The 20,464-nt window shown below is 69.5% G+C and carries 18 protein-coding genes and 3 pseudogenes; 10 read left to right on the forward strand and 11 right to left on the reverse strand.

Going from position 1 to position 20,464, the window contains the following annotated elements:
- A complete protein-coding gene (locus IF67_RS0132030) occupies nucleotides 1-1,365 on the reverse strand; it encodes a ferric reductase-like transmembrane domain-containing protein (protein WP_030991643.1) in 1,365 nt (454 codons plus the stop codon).
- A 180-nt stretch (nucleotides 1,366-1,545) separates the two neighbouring features.
- Between IF67_RS0132030 and IF67_RS0132035 the strand changes: the two genes are divergently transcribed.
- The gene (locus IF67_RS0132035; RefSeq protein WP_030991645.1) at nucleotides 1,546-2,295 is read left to right on the forward strand and encodes a response regulator transcription factor; all 750 of its coding nucleotides are present in this window, start codon (nucleotides 1,546-1,548) and stop codon (nucleotides 2,293-2,295) included.
- A complete protein-coding gene (locus IF67_RS0132040) occupies nucleotides 2,292-3,740 on the forward strand; it encodes a sensor histidine kinase (protein ID WP_030991646.1) in 1,449 nt (482 codons plus the stop codon). Before IF67_RS0132035 ends, IF67_RS0132040 begins: the two co-directional genes overlap by 4 nt.
- Before the next feature lie 20 nt (nucleotides 3,741-3,760).
- Here IF67_RS0132040 and IF67_RS0132045 read toward each other — a convergent pair whose 3' ends face one another.
- The 3 genes from IF67_RS0132045 to IF67_RS0132055 are packed head-to-tail and all read right to left on the reverse strand — an operon-like array spanning nucleotide 3,761 to nucleotide 6,458.
- A complete protein-coding gene (locus IF67_RS0132045) occupies nucleotides 3,761-4,792 on the reverse strand; it encodes an NAD(P)/FAD-dependent oxidoreductase (RefSeq protein WP_030991648.1) in 1,032 nt (343 codons plus the stop codon).
- Entirely contained in the window at nucleotides 4,789-5,304 is a 516-nt protein-coding gene (locus IF67_RS0132050) for an isoprenylcysteine carboxyl methyltransferase family protein (protein WP_030991650.1), read from the reverse strand. The genes IF67_RS0132045 and IF67_RS0132050 overlap by 4 nt, the downstream gene beginning before the upstream one ends.
- Nucleotides 5,305-5,312: 8 nt before the next feature.
- The gene (locus tag IF67_RS0132055; RefSeq protein ID WP_078889754.1) at nucleotides 5,313-6,458 is read right to left on the reverse strand and encodes a type III polyketide synthase; all 1,146 of its coding nucleotides are present in this window, start codon (nucleotides 6,456-6,458) and stop codon (nucleotides 5,313-5,315) included.
- A gap of 45 nt (nucleotides 6,459-6,503) precedes the next feature.
- Here IF67_RS0132055 and IF67_RS0132060 point away from each other — a divergent pair, with 45 nt between their 5' ends.
- Entirely contained in the window at nucleotides 6,504-7,370 is an 867-nt protein-coding gene (locus tag IF67_RS0132060; RefSeq protein ID WP_051818819.1) for a UbiA family prenyltransferase, read from the forward strand.
- Between the two features lie 216 nt (nucleotides 7,371-7,586).
- On the opposite strand, the gene IF67_RS44430 is transcribed toward IF67_RS0132060, so the two are convergent.
- Together IF67_RS44430 and IF67_RS0132070 are read right to left on the reverse strand one after the other, a co-directional pair.
- Nucleotides 7,587-7,760: a hypothetical protein gene (locus IF67_RS44430; protein ID WP_199812809.1), complete on the reverse strand. Its 174-nt coding sequence runs from the start codon at nucleotides 7,758-7,760 to the stop codon at nucleotides 7,587-7,589.
- A 162-nt stretch (nucleotides 7,761-7,922) separates the two neighbouring features.
- Nucleotides 7,923-8,663 carry a class I SAM-dependent DNA methyltransferase gene (locus IF67_RS0132070; protein ID WP_030991657.1) on the reverse strand — a complete coding sequence of 247 codons (741 nt, stop codon included), beginning with the start codon at nucleotides 8,661-8,663 and terminating at the stop codon, nucleotides 7,923-7,925.
- A 693-nt stretch (nucleotides 8,664-9,356) separates the two neighbouring features.
- Between IF67_RS0132070 and IF67_RS0132075 the strand changes: the two genes are divergently transcribed.
- Nucleotides 9,357-10,802, forward strand: coding sequence for an oxygenase MpaB family protein (locus IF67_RS0132075; protein ID WP_030991659.1), 1,446 nt, complete (start codon nucleotides 9,357-9,359; stop codon nucleotides 10,800-10,802).
- Between the two features lie 112 nt (nucleotides 10,803-10,914).
- Here IF67_RS0132075 and IF67_RS42260 read toward each other — a convergent pair whose 3' ends face one another.
- Entirely contained in the window at nucleotides 10,915-11,658 is a 744-nt protein-coding gene (locus tag IF67_RS42260; RefSeq protein WP_234341466.1) for a hypothetical protein, read from the reverse strand.
- A 50-nt stretch (nucleotides 11,659-11,708) separates the two neighbouring features.
- Between IF67_RS42260 and IF67_RS0132085 the strand changes: the two genes are divergently transcribed.
- The 4 genes from IF67_RS0132085 (at nucleotide 11,709) to IF67_RS0132100 (ending at nucleotide 16,943) form a co-directional block, all read left to right on the forward strand.
- Nucleotides 11,709-12,068, forward strand: coding sequence for an Lsr2 dimerization domain-containing protein (locus IF67_RS0132085; RefSeq protein ID WP_051818820.1), 360 nt, complete (start codon nucleotides 11,709-11,711; stop codon nucleotides 12,066-12,068).
- 138 nt (nucleotides 12,069-12,206) lie between these two features.
- Complete coding sequence (locus IF67_RS0132090) at nucleotides 12,207-13,463, forward strand: alpha/beta hydrolase family protein (RefSeq protein WP_063754411.1); 1,257 nt, start codon at nucleotides 12,207-12,209, stop codon at nucleotides 13,461-13,463.
- 760 nt (nucleotides 13,464-14,223) lie between these two features.
- Complete coding sequence (locus tag IF67_RS0132095; protein WP_030991665.1) at nucleotides 14,224-15,405, forward strand: FAD-dependent monooxygenase; 1,182 nt, start codon at nucleotides 14,224-14,226, stop codon at nucleotides 15,403-15,405.
- Complete coding sequence (locus IF67_RS0132100; protein WP_030991668.1) at nucleotides 15,405-16,943, forward strand: hypothetical protein; 1,539 nt, start codon at nucleotides 15,405-15,407, stop codon at nucleotides 16,941-16,943. Before IF67_RS0132095 ends, IF67_RS0132100 begins: the two co-directional genes overlap by 1 nt.
- A 287-nt stretch (nucleotides 16,944-17,230) precedes the next feature.
- Here IF67_RS0132100 and IF67_RS0132105 read toward each other — a convergent pair whose 3' ends face one another.
- Together IF67_RS0132105 and IF67_RS0132110 are read right to left on the reverse strand one after the other, a co-directional pair.
- Nucleotides 17,231-17,548: a hypothetical protein gene (locus tag IF67_RS0132105; RefSeq protein WP_030991670.1), complete on the reverse strand. Its 318-nt coding sequence runs from the start codon at nucleotides 17,546-17,548 to the stop codon at nucleotides 17,231-17,233.
- 21 nt (nucleotides 17,549-17,569) lie between these two features.
- On the reverse strand, nucleotides 17,570-18,628 hold the full coding sequence (locus IF67_RS0132110; protein ID WP_030991672.1) for an RICIN domain-containing protein: 1,059 nt from the start codon (nucleotides 18,626-18,628) through the stop codon (nucleotides 17,570-17,572).
- Nucleotides 18,629-19,235: 607 nt separating this feature from the next.
- Between IF67_RS0132110 and IF67_RS0132115 the strand changes: the two genes are divergently transcribed.
- Complete coding sequence (locus tag IF67_RS0132115; protein ID WP_030991673.1) at nucleotides 19,236-19,607, forward strand: nuclear transport factor 2 family protein; 372 nt, start codon at nucleotides 19,236-19,238, stop codon at nucleotides 19,605-19,607.
- Between the two features lie 9 nt (nucleotides 19,608-19,616).
- On the opposite strand, the pseudogene IF67_RS0132120 reads toward IF67_RS0132115, so the two are convergent.
- A pseudogene (locus IF67_RS0132120) lies at nucleotides 19,617-19,769 on the reverse strand (IS5/IS1182 family transposase); the annotation flags it as partial.
- Between the two features lie 193 nt (nucleotides 19,770-19,962).
- Nucleotides 19,963-20,306 (reverse strand): annotated as a pseudogene (locus tag IF67_RS40880) (transposase); the annotation flags it as partial.
- Between the two features lie 2 nt (nucleotides 20,307-20,308).
- Here IF67_RS40880 and IF67_RS39660 point away from each other — a divergent pair.
- Nucleotides 20,309-20,461, forward strand: a pseudogene (locus IF67_RS39660) (IS5/IS1182 family transposase); the annotation flags it as partial.
- Between the last annotated feature and the right edge of the window lie 3 nt (nucleotides 20,462-20,464).

Genomic DNA, 20,464 nt, shown 5'->3' on the forward strand with positions numbered 1-20,464 from the left:
TCAGAACGCGAACGACTCGTGGTGGATGCGGCGGCGCGGTACTCCGGCGCCTCGCAGGGCGCTTTTGGCGGCCTCGGCCATCCCCGGCGGCCCGCACAGGTAGACGTCATGGGAGGCCAGGTCGGGGATCAGGTCGCACAATGCGTCAGCCGTCAGCGGCAGGGAGTTCCCGGCCCCTTCGCCGAGTGCATAGTGCACCTGCGCGCCACGGGCGGCAGCTATGTCCTCCAGCTCGCTGCGCAGCGCGAGGTCCTCCGCACGCCGGGCGAAGTACACCAGGGTCACCTCGCCGGGCAGGGTCTCGAACAGCGGCCGCAGCGGGGTGATGCCGACACCGCCGCCCAGCAGCAGCACCTTCGAACTGCTGCGGCGGGCGGCCGTAAAGGCTCCGTAGGGCCCTTCCGCCCATACCCGCGTGCCGGGCCGGAGCCGGGCCACCGCCCGGCTGTGGCCACCGGCCTCCTTCACGGTGATCCGCAGTTCGCTCGGGCCGGCCGGCGCGGAGAGCGAGAACGGGTTTGCGGTCCACCACTGGCCGGGGGCGAGAAAGCGCCAGCGGAAGAACTGGCCGGGCTGCGCCCCCAGTTCTTCCAGCCGCTTTCCCGTGAGGTAGACCGAGACGACCCCGGGCGCCTCCGGGTGGACTTCGGCGACCTTCAGCCGGTGCCGCAGCGCCCGCCGCAGGGGGGTGAGAAAGCGGTTCCACAGCAGCAGCGCCGCCACCCCGAGGTACAGCGTGTACCAGGCGAGTCGGGCCGGCCGGTCGGCCACGAAGTCCTCGCCGTTCGACAGTTGGTGGAAGAAGGCCAGGAACACCGCGAGATAGGTGCAGAAGTGCAGATAGTGCCAGGTCTCATAACTCATGCGGCGGCGTGCGGCGCGGGCGGACACCACCCCCACACCGACGAGCAGCAGCAGGCCGAACGTGCCCCACAGCACGTCCTGGTACTGGAACACCAGGGTCGTCGTCTGGTCGAACACGTTCGTTCGCGCGGTGATCGAGGAGCCCCAGATGATCAGCGCGGTGTGGGCGAGGGCGAGGAACACGGTGTACCGCCCGCCCGTCGCATGCCAGCGGGCGAGCCGGTCGGTACCCACCACCCGGTCCAGCACCGGCACCCGCGCCATCAGGGCGAGCAGGACCGCGCAGGCATAGCCCGCGAGCAGCCCGGTGATCCGGCCCGCGCCGGTCAGCCAGCCGTCAAGGCCGACGACCGACGGTGTGTGGCGCCACCACAGGGCGAGCACGGCGACGGCACCGCCGTAGACCACCACCAGAACCCCTTCCGGGGGAACGCGCCGGGCCGGCGGTGGCGCGTGTCGCGGAACGTACCTGCCGGTGCGGGTGTGCGGGACAGCGGTCATGAGGACTCCCCTCGGCGAACGGATCAGGCCACCGGCGGGGTCCTGCGTCAGGCGGCGGCCCCGTCGGTGGGCACACCGTGGCAGCGCAACTTCTGGATTTCCGCTGAAAAGGGGAGCTACGGACCCTGCGAAGCGGACTCAGAGGAAACGCAGAGCTTGGGGCGGGATACTGCCAGGACCATGGACACGCCCGATGCCCCCTCCGCCGCCCCGCCCGGTCTGCGCCATCCCGATGGCACGCCGGTGCGGGTGCTCGTCGTCGACGACGAACCCGACCTGGCCGGAATCCTCTCCGACGTACTGCGCTCCGAGGGCTGGGAGGTCCGCGTCGCAGGCACCGGTGAGGACGCGCTCAGCACCGGCCGTGACTTCCGGCCCGACGCGGTAGTGCTGGATGTGATGCTCCCCGACATCGACGGGCTCCAGGTCCTGCGGGGGCTGCGCGCCCAGGCGCCGGGAGTGTGCGTGCTGTTCCTGACGGCCCGCGATGCCGTGGAGGACCGCATCGCCGGCATCACCGCGGGCGGCGACGACTACGTCACCAAGCCGTTCAGCCTGGAAGAGGTGCTGGCCCGGCTGCGCGGGCTGCTGCGCCGGGCCGGCATGACCCGGTCCACGGACACCACGAAACTGCTGGCCTTCGGCGATCTCGTGATGGACGAGGACGCCCGGGAGGTGTCTCGCGGCGGACAGGTGGTGGAGCTGACGCCGACCGAGTTCGAGCTGCTGCGGTTTCTGCTGCGCAACCCTCGGCGGGTGCTCAGCAAGGCCCAGATCCTCGACCGGGTGTGGAGCTACGACTTCGGCGGCCAGGCGCATGTGGTCGAGCTCTACATCAGTTATCTGCGCAAGAAGATCGACGCCGGGCGTTCCCCGTTGATCCACACGGTGCGCGGGGTCGGCTACGTACTCAAGTCGGACCCGCGATGAAACTCCCCGCCCGCCCGGCCCTGCGCAGCCTCCGGGCACGGCTCACCCTCGGGCTGGTGGCCCTGCTGGCGCTGAGCTGCCTCGCGGTCGGCGTGGCCACCACCGCCGCCCTCGAAGGCTTCCTGGTACGCCGGCTCGATCAGCAGCTGACCGCCATCGGCGGCCACTTCCCGGCGAGCCTGGACCCGGCCGGGTCCTCCGGCGGGAACAACGGTGGTCCCGACACCCGCGGACAGGCCGCCGGCACCTTCGGCGCCTGCGTGCTGGGCGGATCGGTGACCCGGGCCGCCGTGGTCGGCGAGCGGACCGAGACCCCGGTGCCGCTCACCGACGCCGACCGCCGGGTGCTGGCACAGGTGCCCGCCGACGCCCGGGGCCGCAGCATCCGGCTCTCCACGCTCGCCGAGTACCGGGTGATGGGCGTCCGTGGCCCGGCCGGTGATGTGCTGATCACCGGGCTGCCACTGCAACCCGTCGAGGACACCGTGAGCCGGCTGGAGCTGGTGGAGGCGGTGGTGTTCGGTGCCGCGCTGCTGGTCACCGGGATCGCCGGCGCGGTATGGGTCCGGCTGTCGCTGCGCCCGCTGCGACGGGTGGCGGCCACCGCCTCGCGGGTGGCCCAACTACCCCTGGCCGGAGGCGAGGTGGCGATGCCTCCACGCGTCCCGGACACCGACCCCCGAACCGAGGTGGGCCGGCTCGGCGGCGCGTTCAACCGGATGCTTCAGCACGTCGAGGAGTCACTCGCCCGCAGGCTCGCCAGCGAGCAGCGGCTGCGCCGGTTCGCTGCCGACGCCAGCCATGAGCTGCGGACCCCGGTGGCCTCGATCCGCGGGCACGCGGAGCTGGCACTGCGCAGCCGCGATCCGGTGCCGGACGAGGTGCGTCACGCCCTCGGCCGGGTCCGCTGCGAATCCGTGCGCATGGGCGAGCTCGTGGACGATCTGCTGCTGCTCGCCCGGCTGGACGCGGGGCCCCCGCCGGCGACCGAGCCGGTGGACCTCACCCGTCTGGTTCTCGACGCGGTGAGCGACGCACACGCCGCCGGGCCGGAACACCGCTGGGTACTGCGGCTTCCCGAGGAACCCGTGGTGCTCCGAGGCGATCAGCGCGGACTTCAGCAGGTGCTCACCAACCTGCTCGCGAACGCCCGCACCCACACTCCGCCGGGCACCCTGGTGACGGTAGGCCTCACCGAATGCGACCACGAAGTGGAAATCCTGGTCCAGGACAACGGACCCGGCGTACCGGAAAAGCTACAGTCCGAGGTCTTCGACCGGTTCGTCCGCACCGACAACGGGCGTTCGAGGAGCGCGGGCGGCACGGGCCTGGGCTTGGCAATCACTCAGGCGGTGACCACTGCGCACGGCGGGCGCGTCGCCCTGAACAGCCGTCCGGGCTACACCGCATTCCAGGTGTGTCTCCCCCGCGTCGAGGAACCGTAGCCCTTGATCGCGGATTCGGTTCACATCAGGGCGTTCACTACGGCAGCGAAGGCCCGCGGCATGCGTTCGGCCGTGGGCACGATGCGCGGTGCAAGCACGGGCTGCTGTCGGGCCCGTACCAGAAGTTCCGTCAGCAGCCGATGGCGGCGGGTCGCGCGTTTCCAGTCAGCCTCGTAGCGACCTGGTGTGCCTCGGTGCACGTTGTTCACCAAGGCTTCGGCGCCTGTGAGGGCCAGCGAAATACCCTCACCGGTCAGCGCGTCGATGTATCCGGCGGCGTCGCCCACGAGCAGTACCCGCCCCTCGAATCGGGCACGGGCCTTTTGACGGAGCGGCCCTGCGCCTCGCACCACAGTGACGGCCGTTTCAGCGCGGAGCCTGGCGGTCAGCGCGGGGAAGTGCTCCAGTTGGGTATCAAAGGGGGCACGGTGGGCGGTCAGCAAGGCGATGCCCACGAGTTGCGGACCGAGCGGGGTGACGTACGCCTCCATATGCCGTCCCCAGTGCACCTCGACGTACGGAGACCAAGGTTGCACGGCATAGTGGCGGCGAAGCCCGTAGCGGGGTGTCCCGCAGGGCTGCGCTGCCAGGCCGAGGGAGCGGCGGACCGGTGAGTGCAAGCCGTCCGCGGCAACCAGCCACCGGGCACGCAGACCCGTGCCGGGGATGGTGATGCCGGTGGTGTCCTGCCGTACTTCTTCCACTCGCAGGGGCAGTACGGGCACCCCCGCCTCCACTACGGCCCGGTGCAGGGCACTGTGCAGGTTGGTGCGGCGCACACCGAGGCCGGGGCCTTGCCTGAATGATGCCTGCACCTGACGTGGGCCCTGGACGTAGCGGATGCCGGCAATGGGGTGGCCGGCGACCTGGAGGCCGAGGGCGGTAAGGGCGTGGACGGCGCAGGGCATCAAACCCTCACCGCACGCCTTGTCGACCGGCGCCTGGCGCGGCTCGGCCACGACGGCGTCGAGGCCGGCGCGCGCAGCGTACAGGGCAGTCGCCAGCCCGGCGGGCCCGCCTCCGGCGATCAGCAGGTCATGGCCGCCGCTCACGCGGGAACCGCTCGGGTGAGCGCGGCGTTCTCGCAGCGCACACGGACCGTGAGCAGGATCGCATTGGCGAGGCTGAACATCGCGGCGGTCATCCACGCGGAATGCACGAGGGGTAGGGCGGCGATCTCCACGACAACGGCGACGTAATTGGGGTGGCGAAGGAACCGGTAGGGTCCGGCGCTCACCAGGCTCGCTCCCGCAACGACGATGACCCGGGTGTTCCAGTAGGGCCCGAGTGTCGTGATGCACCACCAGCGCAGCGACTGTGCCCACACGACCAGCACGAGCATGGGCCAGCCCAGGACGGGCAGGAACGGTCGGTTGGAGATCACGGGCTCGAGGAGACAGCACACGAGCAGACCCATGTGCAGGGCGACCATGACCGGGTAGTGGCCGCGGCCGTACTCCATACCGGCGCGGGCCAGGGTCCATGCCGCGTTGCGCCGGGCGACGATGAGTTCCGCGACACGTTCGACGGCGACGGCCAGGACGAGAAGCGTGTACCAGCTCATGTGGCCACTCACCAGCGCAGCAGGACGAGTTCGGAGCAGAACCCGGGGCCCATCGCCATCAGCAGGCCCCAGGCACCGGGCTCTGGCCGACGGGACTGCCAGGTGTTCCGCAGGATGTGCAGCACGGAGACGGACGACATGTTCCCTACCGTCGCAAGTGAGCGCCATGCACTGTCCAGGGCGTCGGCGGGGAGGCCGATGGTGTCGGTTACGGCGGAGAGCACCCTTGGACCGCCTGGATGGCACACCCAGGTCTCGATGTCGTCGGTGGTGAGGCCGTGGCAGGCGAGGAAAGCACGCACGTGTCGGCCGAAGTGGTCCCGCACAATGCCAGGGATACCCGTGTCGATCACGACGCGGAACCCATCGGCGCCGATGTCCCACCCAAGGAGCTGCTCCGTGCCCGGATACAGGCGGCTGCACGTGGCAACCACCGAGGGTCCGGCGTCGCCCGCCCGGGTGCCGCTGCCACAGCTACCGCCTCGTGCGACGAGCGCTGCCGCGCCGTCACCGAACAGTGCGCCGGCGACGAGATTGGCGCGGGAGCGGTCGCGCTGCTGGAGCGTCAGTGAGCACAGCTCGACGGTGAGCAGCACAGCGGTGTCGTCGGGATGTCCGCGCAGGTAGTCGTGGAGCCGGGCGATGCCGGCCGCGCCCGCCACGCACCCCAAGCCGAACACCGGAAGCCTTTTCACGTCGGGCCGCAACCCCACGCGCCCGGCTAGACGGGCGTCGAGCGACGGGGCGGCGATGCCGGTGATGGAGGCGCACACCAGTAGGTCCACATCGGCCGGCTCGAGTCCCGCATCCCGCAGTGCGCCGGTGAGGGCTTCCTCCCCCAACTCCAGGCCGACAGCCATCCATGCGTCATTGCTCTGCCCGAAGTCGCCGAGGCTTGCGTACCGCTCGATCGGCAGCGCGAGGTGCCGCGTTCGCACGCCGGAAGATGCGTGCAGACGGCGCAGCAAAGCGCGGTCGGCCCCCGGGGGCAGGCACAGGTCGCCGATCGGCTCGACGAGGTCGTCCTGTGCGTAACGGTGCGGCGGCAGTGCGGTGCGAACGGCCGCGACCGTGATCCCCGTGGCGGGCACAGCCCTCCAGCCCGGCACGGCTGGAGCGGGGAAGGCATCGCCGGCGATGATTGGGACACGCATGACGGTAATGCCTCCCTTGTCGCGAATGGCTTGTACCTTGCAGTCGTGTCTCTACACCCGTCCGAGCCCCTTCCGCTCACGACACACCGTGTCCCGGCACTGCTCCGCTCCTGCCACCTGGAGCCGGCACTGGCCGTGACGGTCCTCGTGACCGCGCTGGCCGCGGCGGCCGGCCGCGGGCCGGCGGGTTCGGCGGCGGTAGCAGCAGCGGTGCTGGCCGGCCAGCTCTCGATCGGCTGGTGCAACGACGCAGTCGACGCACAGCGCGACACAGACGGCGGCCGCCGCGACAAGCCGGTGGCCGCCGGTGAACTCCCGCCTAGAGTGGTGACTGTTGCAGCCGGCACGGCGCTGGGGCTGTGCGTACCGCTGTCACTGCTGAGCGGCGCAGCAGCCGGAGCGATACATCTGGGAGGCACGGCCGCGGGCTGGGCGTACAACCTGTGGTTGAAGCACACAGTGCTCTCCCCGCTCTCCTATGCCGTGGGCTTCGGTTCGCTACCGGCCTTCGTCACGCTCGGTCTGCTGTCACCGTCCTGGCCGCACTGGTGGGCCCCGGTGGCTGGCGCACTGCTGGGCATGGGCGCGCACCTGGTGAACGTCCTTCCGGACATCGAGGACGATCTCGCGGCCGGTGTGCGCGGACTGCCCCAGCGGCTGGGCCGGGCGGCCTGCCGGTGGCTGGCCCCGCTCATGATGCTGGCGGCCGTGGCCGTGCTCGTGGCAGGGCCGCCTGGGCCGGTGGGGGCGACGAGCTGGATGCTGGCGGCGGCTGCCGCAGCCATCTCCATCCTGGGCACGGCCGTGCCATCGAAAGCTGGGAACCGGTGGCCGTTCCGGGCGGCGATCGTAGTTGCAGGCATTGCCGTGGCACAGCTCCTGCTGCGAGGGTCTGACATGGTCCGACCTTGAACCGCCGTAGCTCCATGACGAGGACAGCGCCCCGACTGCCCTGCCGAGAGAACCCCGCGGCACAGGGCGCTTCCGGTGACCTGCGGCTGCTCGCCGCCGAAGCCGACCGGCAAAGGGTGGGGCATTCCAGCCGGTCAACCACAGCGCGGTCGCGGATCAGCAGCGGGGGCGGGTGCCCGGCATGAACCCACGCAGGTTGCCTGTGGCGATGTCGAGTTACATCATCTGGGCGGTGACGAAGTGGTCGGGACCAAGGACTGCTACGACCACGACAAGTACCGCCACCTCGTCTGGGACCTCGGCGTGAAGCCGCATACCGCCCGCCGGGGCGCGGAGCGTGGCTTCGGACTCGGCGCCCAACGCCGGGTCGTCGAACGAGCATTCGCCCACCTGCACTGGTTCCGCCGCCTGCGGATCCGCTGGGAGATACGCGACGACATCCACGAAGCCGTCCCTCACCCTCGGATGCGCACTGATCTGCTGGCGACGCCTGAACTCCCGATAGGAGTTTCAGGACAGGCACGGCTCACGTCGACGGCCCGGTGGCCGACCTCAGGTTGGCTTGCGCCACACGGAGATGTGCTTTGCGGAGTCCTGGGTGAAAGGCGCCCCGTCCCAGTCCGCGACGCGACGCTCCAGTTCGAGTCCAGCGATCCGTGCCATCAGGTCGAGCTCTGCCGGCCAGGCGTACCGGTGCCGGGAGTTGCCGCGACGGTAGCGGCCGTCGTCGCCATCGCGGGTGAAGTGGTGCGAGACGAGAATCTGCTTGACCAGGTCGAAGGTGTCGAAGCCCAGATGCTGCTCGGAGACGTCGAACGGCACCGCGACCTGGCCGGGCGGCAGGAACCGCAGCGGCGGCACGCCCAGCTCGATGACGAATCGGCCGCCGGGCTCCAGATGACGCGCGGCGTTGCGGAAGCACTCGACCTGCTCGTCCTGCGTGAGCAAGTTCGTGATGGTGTTGTAGACGAGATAGACCAGGGCGAACTCGCCGGCGACGACGGTGGTAGCCATGTCCCCGATGGCTACCGGAAGCGTGCCCTCGTCGATCTTGCGCCGCAGCACCGCTGCCATGTGCTCGGACAGTTCGATGCCCACTACCGGCACGCCGCGTTCCCGGAGCGGGACGCCCACTCGTCCGGTCCCGATGGCGAACTCCAGTGCCCGGCCGTCCCCGGCGAGCTCGGCCAGGAAGGCGAGAGTCGGTCCGAGAACGGCGGCCGAGGACATCTCGGTCTCCTCGGCGTCATAGCGGTCGGCGGTCGCATGGGTCCACAGCTCACTGCTCGTCACGGGCGGCCACTTTGCCGGGCGCCGAGGGGCACTGTCGACGCATTTACCTTCCACCGGCTCCGGCCGCCAGGCCGGGCCCGGGCGCGATGCAGGGCAATCACACCTAAGGCCGCGGCGGAGCCCTCGCGTACCTCGCCGCCTACGACGTCCCCGAGCCCGGTTGTTCGGTCGCACCGAGCCCACGACCGGCATCCAGCCGTTCATGAACCTGGTACGCCCAGGTCAGGAACCCGATGCCGGCGCCAAGCGCGTGTTCTGGATCATGGACCGTACGGCCTCGCTTCCGTGCATGGGAGCGAGGCCGCTGCGTTGCCCCGGCTCGGCAGGATCGGAGTGACAGGCGGTCAGGAGCTCCGAACTCCAACCAGCGACGGCACCACACCTGTTGCTCGAAACGGTGGGCAGGACCGGCGCTGAGCTGCACTAACCCCTAGCGTCCGCGCTCACGCAACAGGCCGAGCCCCAGAGATTCCGCGCCGCTCGCAATGTCGTGCTCGGACAGAGGCAGCCCGGTAGAAGTCCTTTGTCTGAATCGCCCGTTTCCGCGGCCCTGTGGCGTGTCTCGGATGGGTGAATTCGGGAACCTGGCCGCTCCCGGATTCCGGTAGGACCGTTGAGCTGGGCGGATAGCCGGATGATCGCTCTTCGGGCGTCCCCTGCTCAATCCTGTACACATGCTTGAGGAGACGTCCCTTGGCTACCGCTGATCTTCCTGGTCCTGATTCGCTGCTGCGCCGCACGCTGGGGGAATGGCGGATCGGGTTGGTGGCGTGGCGGCTGCTGGTTTTGCAGACCGCGGATCCGGCGGTCGCCGCCGGCATGGCCAACTTCTCCACCTACCGCGCGCACCCGTGGCGTCGTATCGAGCACACCATGGACAGCGGGAAGCGGCTGTTCTTCTCCGACCGTGAAGGGCTACGCCGTGAGGTTGCCCGTCTGGAGCGCACGCACCGCCGTCTGGCCGGGACCGACGAGCAGGGCAGGCCGTTCACAGCGTTGGACCCGGCGGTGCGGGTGTGGGTACTGGTCACCTTGTACGAGTGCATGACGGCGATGCGGGAACTGTCCGGACGCCCTCTGGCGCCGCCCGAACTGGATCAGATGTACGGTGAATTCCGTGCGGTGTGTACCGAGTTCGGCCTCTCCGACGACCTGCTCCCGGCCACGGCCGCGGACGTGCCCGCGTATATGGACCGCACAATCCGCGAGCGCCTCGAATACAGCGAACCCGTGCGCTACCTGCTCTTCGACATGCTCCGTGAAGCACCCGCACCCCGCCGCCTCGGCCACCTGAAGCCGGCCTGGCCGCTTGTGCGCACGGTGGCCGCCCACGTGATCGGCGCGCTGACCATCGCGGACCTGCCGGAAGCCTTCCGTGAGCGCTTCCACTTGCCCCGCACCCGCCGCGCGGCCCTGCTGTCCTTCATCCTGCACCGTGGCATGCGCGTGCTGATGAATGCGCTGCCCGAGCACCGCCGCTACCGCACCCCACTGGCGGGCAACTCCTCGGCTTCGCAGCCTCCCACCGCCTCCACCGACCGTCCCTCCCCGCCGGAAGCAAGACCTGTCCGGCTACCCGCACCACGCCGCCGCAAGGGTGCCGATTTCCGCCCGGCGCGTCTGCGGACCTTCTTCCGCCAGGTCCTCGACCAGACCGGCGACGGCCGCATCAGCTCGACCGATCTCCAGGCCATGGCGCACAACGTGTGCTGGCCGCTCGAACTCACCCCTGAGCGCGAAGCCCGCGTCTATGCCGCCTTCGAGACCTGGTGGCAGCACCTGCGGACCGGCATGGATGCGGACGACGACGGACAGGTGACCTGTGAGGAGTTCGTCACCGCCATGCTCACCGGGATCGACACCGGGCCGGGCTATCTCGAGCAGGGGTTGCATGTTGCGGTGCGGGCAATCTTCCAGGCTGCGGACACCGACGGCAGCGGACACCTGTGCGCCGATGAGTACCGCACGATCTTCGGCGGCTCCCGGGTCCACCCCGCCGAACTCAACCACGGCTTCCGCCAGCTCGACCACGATGGAGACGGCCGCATCACCGAAGACGAATTCGTCCAGGCCTTCACCGACTACTTCACCGCCCGCACCGACAACACGGCCGGCAGCCAACTCCTCGGACGCCCATAGCGGCCGAAGCGGGCGAAGTGCCGGGGGCAGCCACTGACGGCCTTGGCAGCTCAGTGGCGATTCCCGCAGGGGCCTGACGCGTGTGGCGGCGGGAAGAGTGCGTCGTCGCGCTCTACTGGTGAAGAGGCAGTGTTCCGGACCTGCGCTCTTCATCGCGATGATTGATGCAGTCGGCTGGCGCTCTGCCTGCCTGTGGGGGCGGCAGTTGGTGGTTGCATGACCGTTGCGGTGCGGCGCGCCGGGCGGTGGTCAGAACATGGTGTTGTCGTGGGGCAGTTCGGCCGGGATCGGGGCGATGATGTCCCAGTGCTCGACAATCTTGCCGCCCTGGACGCGGAAGAGGTCGTAGTACGCGACGGGGACGCCGAACTCGCCCTCGGACTGGAGCAGGACGAAGTCTCCCTGGGCGATGACCTTGTGGACTGTCTTGTAGACCAGGTTCTTGCCCTGTTCGGCCCACTTCGCAGCGGCGGCGCCGAAGCCGTCGGCGGCCGTCGGCGGCCGTCGGGTTGTGCTGGTGGTACGTCTCGGTGGAGATGTAGTCGGTGAGCACTGAGTAGTCGGCGCCGACCAGGACCTTCTGCGCGAACTCGGCGACCGGGGCCCGGTTGGCCTCGGTCTCCTCAGGCGCGGTGACCGAGGTGGGGCCGTCGGTCTGCGAGCGCCCGGAGGCGGTGTCCTTGACCATCGGGGTCAGGGCGTCCCAGTGCTCGGCGAGCTTGCCGTCGGCGTTGACGCGGAAGACGTCAAAGGCGACCAGCGGGTCGGGCCCGAAGCCGTGGTACGTGCCGTGCAGGGCTACCAGGTCGCCGTCGGCGATCACCCGGGCGCCCTCGTAACGGAAGCCCTCCGGCAGGCCGGCGACAAGCCGGCGGAGGGGCTCGGGGCCGTCGGCGGCTCTGGTTCATGCACAAGCCCCATGAGCCCGCGAGCTGGACCCTTACCTGCACCGCACGCGATGACGAGGAATGGTTCGACTTCGAAGGCAACCTGACCGCCTTCCTCGTCGCGCTCGCCCAGCACGAGATCGACGCCCCGATCTTCCCGGACAACCTCCTGCGGCACACGCCATCCTTCGCACCCCACACCGCGCATCCGGACGAAGTCGAGAGGGCCAACCGCGCCAGCAGCGCCCCTTCCGCTCGACCCGTGCAAAGAGACGACATCAGGCAATGGGCGCGGCGCAGCGGCCATGAAGTCCCCCACCGCGGCCGCATCCCCGCGGCGATCCGGAAGGCCTACGACGATGCCCACTCCTGGCCCTAAGTGGTCGGCTCCGGAAGGCCATCAGAGGTTGGCGGGAGGTTCGTCAGGCGCCCCGGGATGGTGGTAGGGATAGCCCGAGGGCGGATACACCAGCTGACCGGGCTGGAGGCGAGTGCGGTCGTACGTAGCGTCGGCGACATGAATTCCACATACCCAGAACGCAATCCACGTTCCGTGTTCCGTTGGCTGAGCGCCGGGTTGGTCCTGGCCGCCCTGGCCGCTACGACGGTGACGGCCGGAGTCGACTCGGCGGCGGTGCCCCGAAGTGATCGCGGACGGTTGGTGTCCGCTCAGCAAGTGAGCACGCTGCCCACGAAGCAGGATGTTGCTGCGGCGTTGGGCGCCACCGGATTCGACGCGACTACGGTGCGGTTCGGGGTGGCAGCCTACCGATTGGTGTACCGCACCGTGGACCCCACAGGTCGGCCGACCACCGCCAGCGGACTGGTGGTGCTGCCCCGCAGCCGCGAACACCATTTACGGACGGTGTCGTTCGCCCATGGCACTGCCAGCTATCGGTCCGACGCTCCGTCCTCCATGGACAAGGTCGGGTTCGTGTCCTCGCCCGCCATCACGTACGCGTCCACCGGGTTCGCCGCTGTCGCCCCGGACTACCTCGGTCTCGGCGCCGGTCCGGGACTCCACCCCTGGATGGATCTGCCGTCTGAGACGACCGCCTCGTTGGACATGCTGCGGGCAGCGCGTGCCTTTGTTCCGCGTATGGGCCGGGCGCTGGGGCATGATGTGCTGGTCACGGGGTTCTCCCAGGGCGCCTCGGCGGCGATGGGACTCGCGCAGTCGCTTCAGGCCGGTGACGATCGATGGTTCCGACTCGAAGCCGTCGCGCCGGTCAGCGGGGCGTACGACTTCCGGAATGCTGAGCTGCCGGCACTGCTCAACGGCTCTCTCGCCCCGAAGGCAAGTGTGCTGTATGCGGCGTATTTTCTCGTCGCATGGAACCGGCTGCACCATTTGTATGACTCGCCGACCGAGGTCTTCCAGGCGCCGTACGACGCCACGGTCGAGGCACTGTTCGACGGTTCGCACACCGGCCGGCAGCTCTTCGCCGGGACGCCGAACACCATCAACGCACTGCTCACCCCGCGCAGCTTCGACGTGCTGCGCCACCCGGCCGGCCGACTGGCCGCGGCGCTGCGGGTGGCTGACAGCATCTGCGCCTGGACACCACGCGTCCCGGTCCGCCTGTACACGGCCAGTGCGGACGAGCAGGCGGCCAATGCCAACACCGACCATTGCGAGGCCGCGTTGCGATCGCACGGCGTGAGTGCGGCGGTCGTTGATCTCGGTACCCCGGACTTCGAGGGTTCCAGGCACCTTGGCTCCAACGTCGCGGGCACGGCGGCAATCGTCCGCTGGTTCAGTCAATTGCGCTGAGCGCCCGTCGGACGGCGCCGGCCCGCCCTCGCTCGCGGGGTGGGCCAGCGTTGGGCCAACCGGAAGCCTTCTACCGTGGAACGGCTCAACACCCGCACCCGCTGCGCCGCGCCGCTGACCCCGGCGGATTGGCCCAGGCGTGGAGATCTTCGCCACGGCCGCCTGACAGCTGAGCGACCGCTCGGGGCGTGCCTGGGATGTTGGTGTGCTGTAGCACGGTGTCGACCCGTCCTCGTCCCCGAAAGATGGACCGCCTTCCCTCTGTGCCTGCCTGCCCGCCGTGCCCGTGATGCTCACCGCTTCCGAGCGTCACCGGCAGAAGAAGATGACCTACGGCAACAAGACACCTCACCGGGCCCGGATCCGCGCCCACGTCGTGCTCCACGCGGCACGGGATCGCTCCAACGTACGCGTAGCCCGCGAAACGGGCGGAAGGAATTTCGGAGCCACGCCTTTGGCACACTCCATCGACTGGGCCCGGACCCCAAAGAAACGGCGCTGGCCTGACTCTCTACCAGGTCGTCCGCGAGATGCAGTTGCTCCTGCCGTCTGGACCGGCGCCTGCCCCACCTGCCACCGCGGCATACCCACGGCGATACCAACCTGGCGGGTGCGTCCCTCGGCACGTTGACAGGCGTCTGTCGACATGTTGCTATGAGGCGCTGCTCAGCCGGATCTGCGTCGCGTCGCATGCCGCTCGGGCACCGGATCGACCGCCACTTGACCGGGGGCGGCGCCCCCGAACCCGGAGTGAGGACCCATGCCACAGCGCGCCGCGACCATCGTCGGCGGCGGGATCGGCGGGCTCGCGGCGGCCATCGCCCTGCACCGCCGGGGCTGGCGCGTCGAGGTGCTGGAACGGTCCCGGGAGTTCACTGAGATCGGCGCCGGCATCTCTCTGTGGCCGAACGCGCTGCACGCACTTGAGGTGCTCGGCCTGGCCGGCGCCGTCCGGGCACTCGGTGCCGTCGAGGCCACAGGCGGCGTACGCGACCGCCGGGGCCGCTGGCTGTCCCGTACGGACAACGCGGAGCTGACGCGCCGCTTCGGCCATCCCCTGGTAGTCCTGCACCGCGCGGACCTGTTGCGGGCGCTCACCGGGGCGCTGCCCGCCGACAGCCTGCGGTCGGGCAGCGAGGTGTCCGCGGTCCGCGACGACGGTCACCGTCTGGTCGTCGTTCACTGTAAGGGCGAGTCCCGGGCCGACCTCGTGGTCGGCGCCGACGGGCTGCGCAGTGCGGTCCGCCGCGCCTTGTGGTCCGACGCGGCCGGCCCCCGGTACGCCGGTTACACCGCCTGGCGCATGGTCACCGAGCCTCTCGCCGAGCCGCCCTCCGAGGGCGCCGCGACCTGGGGCCACGGGGCGAGGTTCGGCTACACGGCGCTGCCGGGCAGGCGGATGTACTGCTTCGCGACCGCGTCGCTGCCGGCGGGAGCAGCCTCACGCTCGTCCGAGTACGCCGAACTGCTGCGCCGGTTCGGGTCCTGGCCGGATCCCATCCCGGCCCTGCTGGCCGCCGTCCCCGCCGACGCGGTGCTGAGACACGACCTGTACGACCTGCCGCCGCTGCCCTCCTTCATCCGCGGCCGGGTCGCGCTGCTGGGCGACGCGGCCCATGCCATGACCCCTAATCTGGGCCAGGGCGCGTGCCAGGCGCTCGAGGACGCGGTCACCCTCGCCCACTGCCTCGACGGCCGGCCGGACGTCGCTGCCGCGCTCCGGTCGTACGACCTGCTGCGCCGCCCGCGGACCCAGGCCATCACGCGCCGCTCCGCCCGGCTCGGCGCAGTCGGCCAGCTGTCGTGGCCGCCCGCGGTGCTGGTGCGCGACACGGTCGCCCGGCTGACGCCGACGCGGGCGACGCTGCGTTCCATGACACCGGTGCTCGACTGGACTGCGCCCGGTGACCCGGTGACCGTGACGGAGAGCGAGAGACACTGATGCCGGACTGGACGTATCAACCGCTGCGCGGCTTGGCCGCTGCCGTCCTCGGCCGGCGCCGTTCGCAGCGCACCGCGCTGCGGCTGTTGGCCTCGATCGGCTCCCGCCCCGCCGGCGCGCGGCTGATCGCCCGGGGGTTCGGCCACCGCCATCCGCCCCAGCGCCTCGCCGGCGAGATCGCCGGCGTGCCCGTCACTGTCCGCCTCGGCATATCCGTCCCGCCCTCGCTCGCCCGCGACGCGGTACGCGCCATGCACCCGCTCGGGGCCGGTGTCGTCGAGGTGGCGCCCGTCTCGGCAGCCGACGCGGAGACCGTACGCGAGGCCGCTGCCGACCGCTCGATTCCGCTGGTTGTCCGCACCTGCGACCCGGAGGCCGAGGCCGCCCTCAAACCCCATGTCGACGGGTTCACCGACAGCGAGGACCCGCGCGTAGTCCATATCACCGACCCGTCGGTCACCGCCGCGGCCGCCGCGATCGAGGAGCCGGGCGCCGTCGTGCTCGCCCGGCCCGGGGTGCTCGTCGCGGCCGGACCCGGTTGGTTCGCACGGGTCACCGAGGCAGCCACACCCACCGCGCCCGCTCCGCTGCTACGGGACATCGGCCGCGATCTCCGCCGCTGGCCCGCCTGGTGGTGGGCGCTGCTTGTCGGGCTCGGTATGACGGGCGCCGGACTCGGCGCTGCGGCGATCACGCTCGGGTCGGTGCTGCTCTGGTACGACCGTGACTACCTCGGCATGACGCTGCACGAACTGCATGCCGCCAACCATCACCTCGTGCACTTCCTCCAGCACGACCGGATCACCATGGCCGGCACGATGGTAGCGATCGGCGCCCTCTACACCGGACTTGCCGTGGGCGGGATCAGACGCGGCTGGCCCTGGGCCCGTGAGGTGTATCTGCTCTCGGGGGTGATCGGCTTCCCCACCTTGTTCTACTTCCTGGCTACCGGCTTCGTGGAACCCCTGCACACAGCCACCGCCATCGTGCTGTTCCCGATGTTCGTGGCCGCGGTCCGTCGGACCCCGCACGCACCGCGGTGGCGCCTGGCGCCGGAGGGGCCTGAGCCCGAGCGCCGACGGGCGCTGGTCGGCCAGCTGCTGCTGATCGTCACGGGAGCGGGGCTGTTCGTCGGCGGAGCAGTGATCTCGGTGGTCGGTCTGACCGGTGTCTTCGTGCCGACCGACCTGACCTTCCTGGGCACCAGCACGCAGACGCTGGAAACCGTGAGCCCTCGGCTTGTGCCGTTCGTCGCCCACGACCGCGCGGGGTTCGGCGGGGCCCTGATGGCCTCCGCGGTGGCGATCGTCCTGCTCAGCGCGTGGGGCTGGCGGCGGGGTGAAGCCTGGGTGTTCTGGACCCTGTCCGCGGCGGCGGCCGCCGGCTTCCTGCCGGCTGTCGTGGTGCACGGCGCGATCCACTACCTGGACTTCATCCACCTCGCACCGGTCTACTTCGGCATCGCCATGACCGGCACCGGCCTGCTACTCGCGCGTCCATATCTCTGCGCCAGAGCGTCGGCGAGGCCGAGGGACTGACGGTCCGCCCCGGCGAGCGCTCCACCACCGATCCAACGGACTGGCAGCTGTACGTGGTGGGCCTTCCGGGCCCCGGCGGAGGCCCGATCGTCGGCGAGAGCGGGCGGGCAGCGTCGCCCCTCCGCCGCGAACTCCTCCACACGGCACCGGACTTCACCCAACTCCCCAGGTGTCACAAACCGGTCAACGACACGCCCGATCAAACGAACACGCCACCGGCGTAGGAACCTGACCAAGCCCTGCTCCCTGCTAGCGATAGCGCTGGTTTCTCCACAGGCAGGCCACGCCTACACCAATTCCCCCGAGGAGGTGACGGTGAAGACTCGTCGTCGCACGGCGAGGTCCGACGTACCGCCGTCGTCCGCCCACGCGATGAAGACGGATGCCGCTCCGCCGCTGAAGGCCGACGCGGTGCAGACCTGGAAGCGGTTACCGGTCGTCGCCGTACTGACCTGCGCCTTGTCGCTGAGGGAGAGATCGGTGGCGGAACACATCTTCGCCATGATGGTAGGAACGGCATCGAAGGTGGTCGCGCTCTTCTCCACCCAGGCGAGCAGGAAGCGCCCACCCGGCAGCGGTGGCTGCCGGGGCCGGGCCCGCACCACCGTGCGGGCCCGCCTTCTGCTTCAGTTGTTGCAGGTGGTGAAGTCCGGGCTGGTCTGGGCCAGATAGATGCTGGAGCGGCCCTGGTCGTCGCTCTGTAGGGGAACAGTGACGGTGTCCCTTGCCTTCCAGGGGAAGCCGTTCGCATCGAAGGTCCACTCACCGGTCACCTTCGTCGCCAGCTCCGACAGTGCCACCCATCCGTAGTGGTGCGTCGGCACGGTGATCATCAGGCTGTTGCCGAGATCCTTGCGCAGGTCGTAGGTGACCTGGCCGGAGATGGTGAGGCTGACGCTGGTCTGGACAGGGCTCGCGGCTCCCGTACCGATACTCGACTCGAAGGACACGCCCAGCTGGCTCGACCAGCCGGTGGAAGTGTTCAGCGAGAACGTCCACGGCACCGGCGCCTCGGTGCCGTTGTACCAGACGGGAGAGATGCACTGCTTTGGAAGCGGCTCGGCCGGGGCCTGGGAACCCTTCGTCCACGAGCAGGTCGTTGCGTCCTTCTGACAACGCTTCGACGCATAGTCCACGGCGGCCTTCAACGCGGCGCCGGTTGCCGACGAGGGGATCTTCCACTGCTGCGCCTTGCTGCCGTTGCAGCCGTAGCTCTGGGTCCACGCGTCGTCGTACTGGGCGGCCAGGACAACGTCGATGCACTTGTTGTCACCAGCGTTGCGGACCATGAACGTGTCGCTGGTGCCGCTCACGGGCTGGAAGTACCAGCGAAGGCCGGACGATCCGGAACAGGACCGCTGCTTGAGCGGGGAGCCGGCTTCGATGCACTTGCCGGTGGCGTCGTTGACGAGGGTGAACGACCCGTCCGCCTGTGGGCCGGCGGTCCACTTCTGGTGGTAGCCCGGCGCGGAGTTGGTGACGATGAAGACACCGTCCCCGGTGTTGCCGTTCTGCACGTCCAGGTTCCGGCCGCCGTTGGCCGACGAGAAAGTCAGGCCGCTCAGGCCCGAGCCGTCGTCGGCTCGGGCCGTGCCGGCCTGGGTGGCCAGGCCAAGGGTGACGGCGAGCGCGGCTATGAGGATGGCGAACCTTCCCTGTAAGCCGCTGCGTCTGGGCGGTTTCATGCCAGAACAACCCCCTTATCCGATCGAGGTGTTGGTGGTGTAGACCACCTTGTTCATCACACTATCGCTGCCTATGCTCCAGCGGCAGTGCTCTGCCCGGCTGGTCGATACCACAACGCGTCCTCGCTCAGGGCTTTGCTCAAGGCCAAGCCCGGTAGTCCGGGAGTCGGGACGGATCGTGGGGCGCGTGGGCCGTCGCGAAGTCCCCGACCGGCCGCCGGGTTCGCCGGATAACGTGCCGCATCCCGTGCTTATTTCCGGGCGAGTAGCCTTCTCTCTCTCCGGTGGAGCCGCTCGAACCGCCCTTTCCTTCCTGAGACATCGTTTCATTTGCTGAGGCCGCGGTGCAGATGAGGGCTGCAGCTATGCCGACGAAGGCGAGGAAGTGTTCTGCCAGGAGTCTTCCCTATGGTCTGCGGCTGTTGCCGCCTCGGGCCAGCGAAAACGCCACATCCGGGAATCGGTGCCCGGTGATGGATTACCTCTCAAGTAATCGACAGCCGTGATGCCGGGTGTGAGCATCAGGAGGCTTCCAGGCGACACCATCCGATGCTGCGGATGGTGCGTCGGATGCCCGACCCAGTTTCCTTCAGGAAAGGCAAGTGCCTTGAGCAAGAGCGCCGATTTCGTGGACCGGTACACCGCGGTGTGGAACGAGGTGGATGCCGACCGCCGTCAGAAGGCCGTCGGAGAGCTCTGGACGGGCGATGGCCACTACGCCACCATGACCGATGAGTATCGCGGCCACAGCCAGATCCACGAGGCCATTCATGAGGCGTACGAGAACTTCGTCCAGAAGGGGTTCGCCTTCACGATCCACAACTATCAGGTGAACCACAACTCTGTGCGCATCACCTGGCACATGGTGCCCGCTGGCGGCGGTGATGTCGCGGCCGTCGGCACGGAGTTCATCGTCCTCGGCCCGGACGGCCTCATCCAGAGCGACTACCAGTTCATGGACATGGACCCGACCCAGTAAGACGTCCATTCATTTGCTGAGGCGGCGGTGACAGATGAGGACCGCGGCTATGCCGATGAAGGCGGCGAGGAAGTGTTCTGCCTTGCGTTCGTAGGCGCGGTGCAGGCGTCGGCAGCCGGCAAGCCAGGAGACGGTCCGTTCCACGACCCATCGGTGGCGGCCTAAAGGGCTGTCCCGTAATCCCTGGCGGATCAGCGCACGGCGTCAGATGCGGTGCATCGCAAGGCGGAGGGACGTCCGGATACTGGGCGTATCCGGACGTTCCGACAACGCGGCGTGGGGGCACCTCCCAGCGTTAGCTGGGGGAGTGCCGTAGCTGTCGTCGTGCGCCCGCCAGGGATTACGGGGCAGCCCTTAGCCGCCGTGAGGACTCGATGCCCTTACGGGCGATGCGGTGGCGGATGCCGCGCTTGCGGAGCCATTGGCGCCGGTGATCGTAGTCGTACCCCTTGTCCGCATGGAGTTTCGCTGGACGTCGGCGGCTGGGTCCGCGGCGGGAACGGATGGGCGGGATGCCGCGCACGAGCGGTTCAAGGCCCAGGCTGTCATGCATGTTCGCACCCGAAATACCCAGCGACAGTGGCAGTCCGTTCCGGTCCGCGATCAGGTGGATCTTCGATCCCAACTTGTCGCGGTCGGTCGGATGCGGTCCAGTCAGTGGTCCCCTATTGCGGCCCGCAGGCTGACGGAGTCGATCGCGTGTGGCGGGGACCTTCGGCTGGCTCATGCACCACCGCCGGCTCGCCCGCGACTACGAGACTCACCCCTGGCGCTCCGAAGCCGTAATCCACATCGCGATGATCGACCTCATAGGCCGCAGACTCACCCGCGAATCCACCCCGAACTGGCGCGACAAA

Source organism: Streptomyces sp. NRRL S-1813 (assembly GCF_000719605.1).
GTDB lineage: Bacteria > Actinomycetota > Actinomycetes > Streptomycetales > Streptomycetaceae > Streptomyces > Streptomyces decoyicus.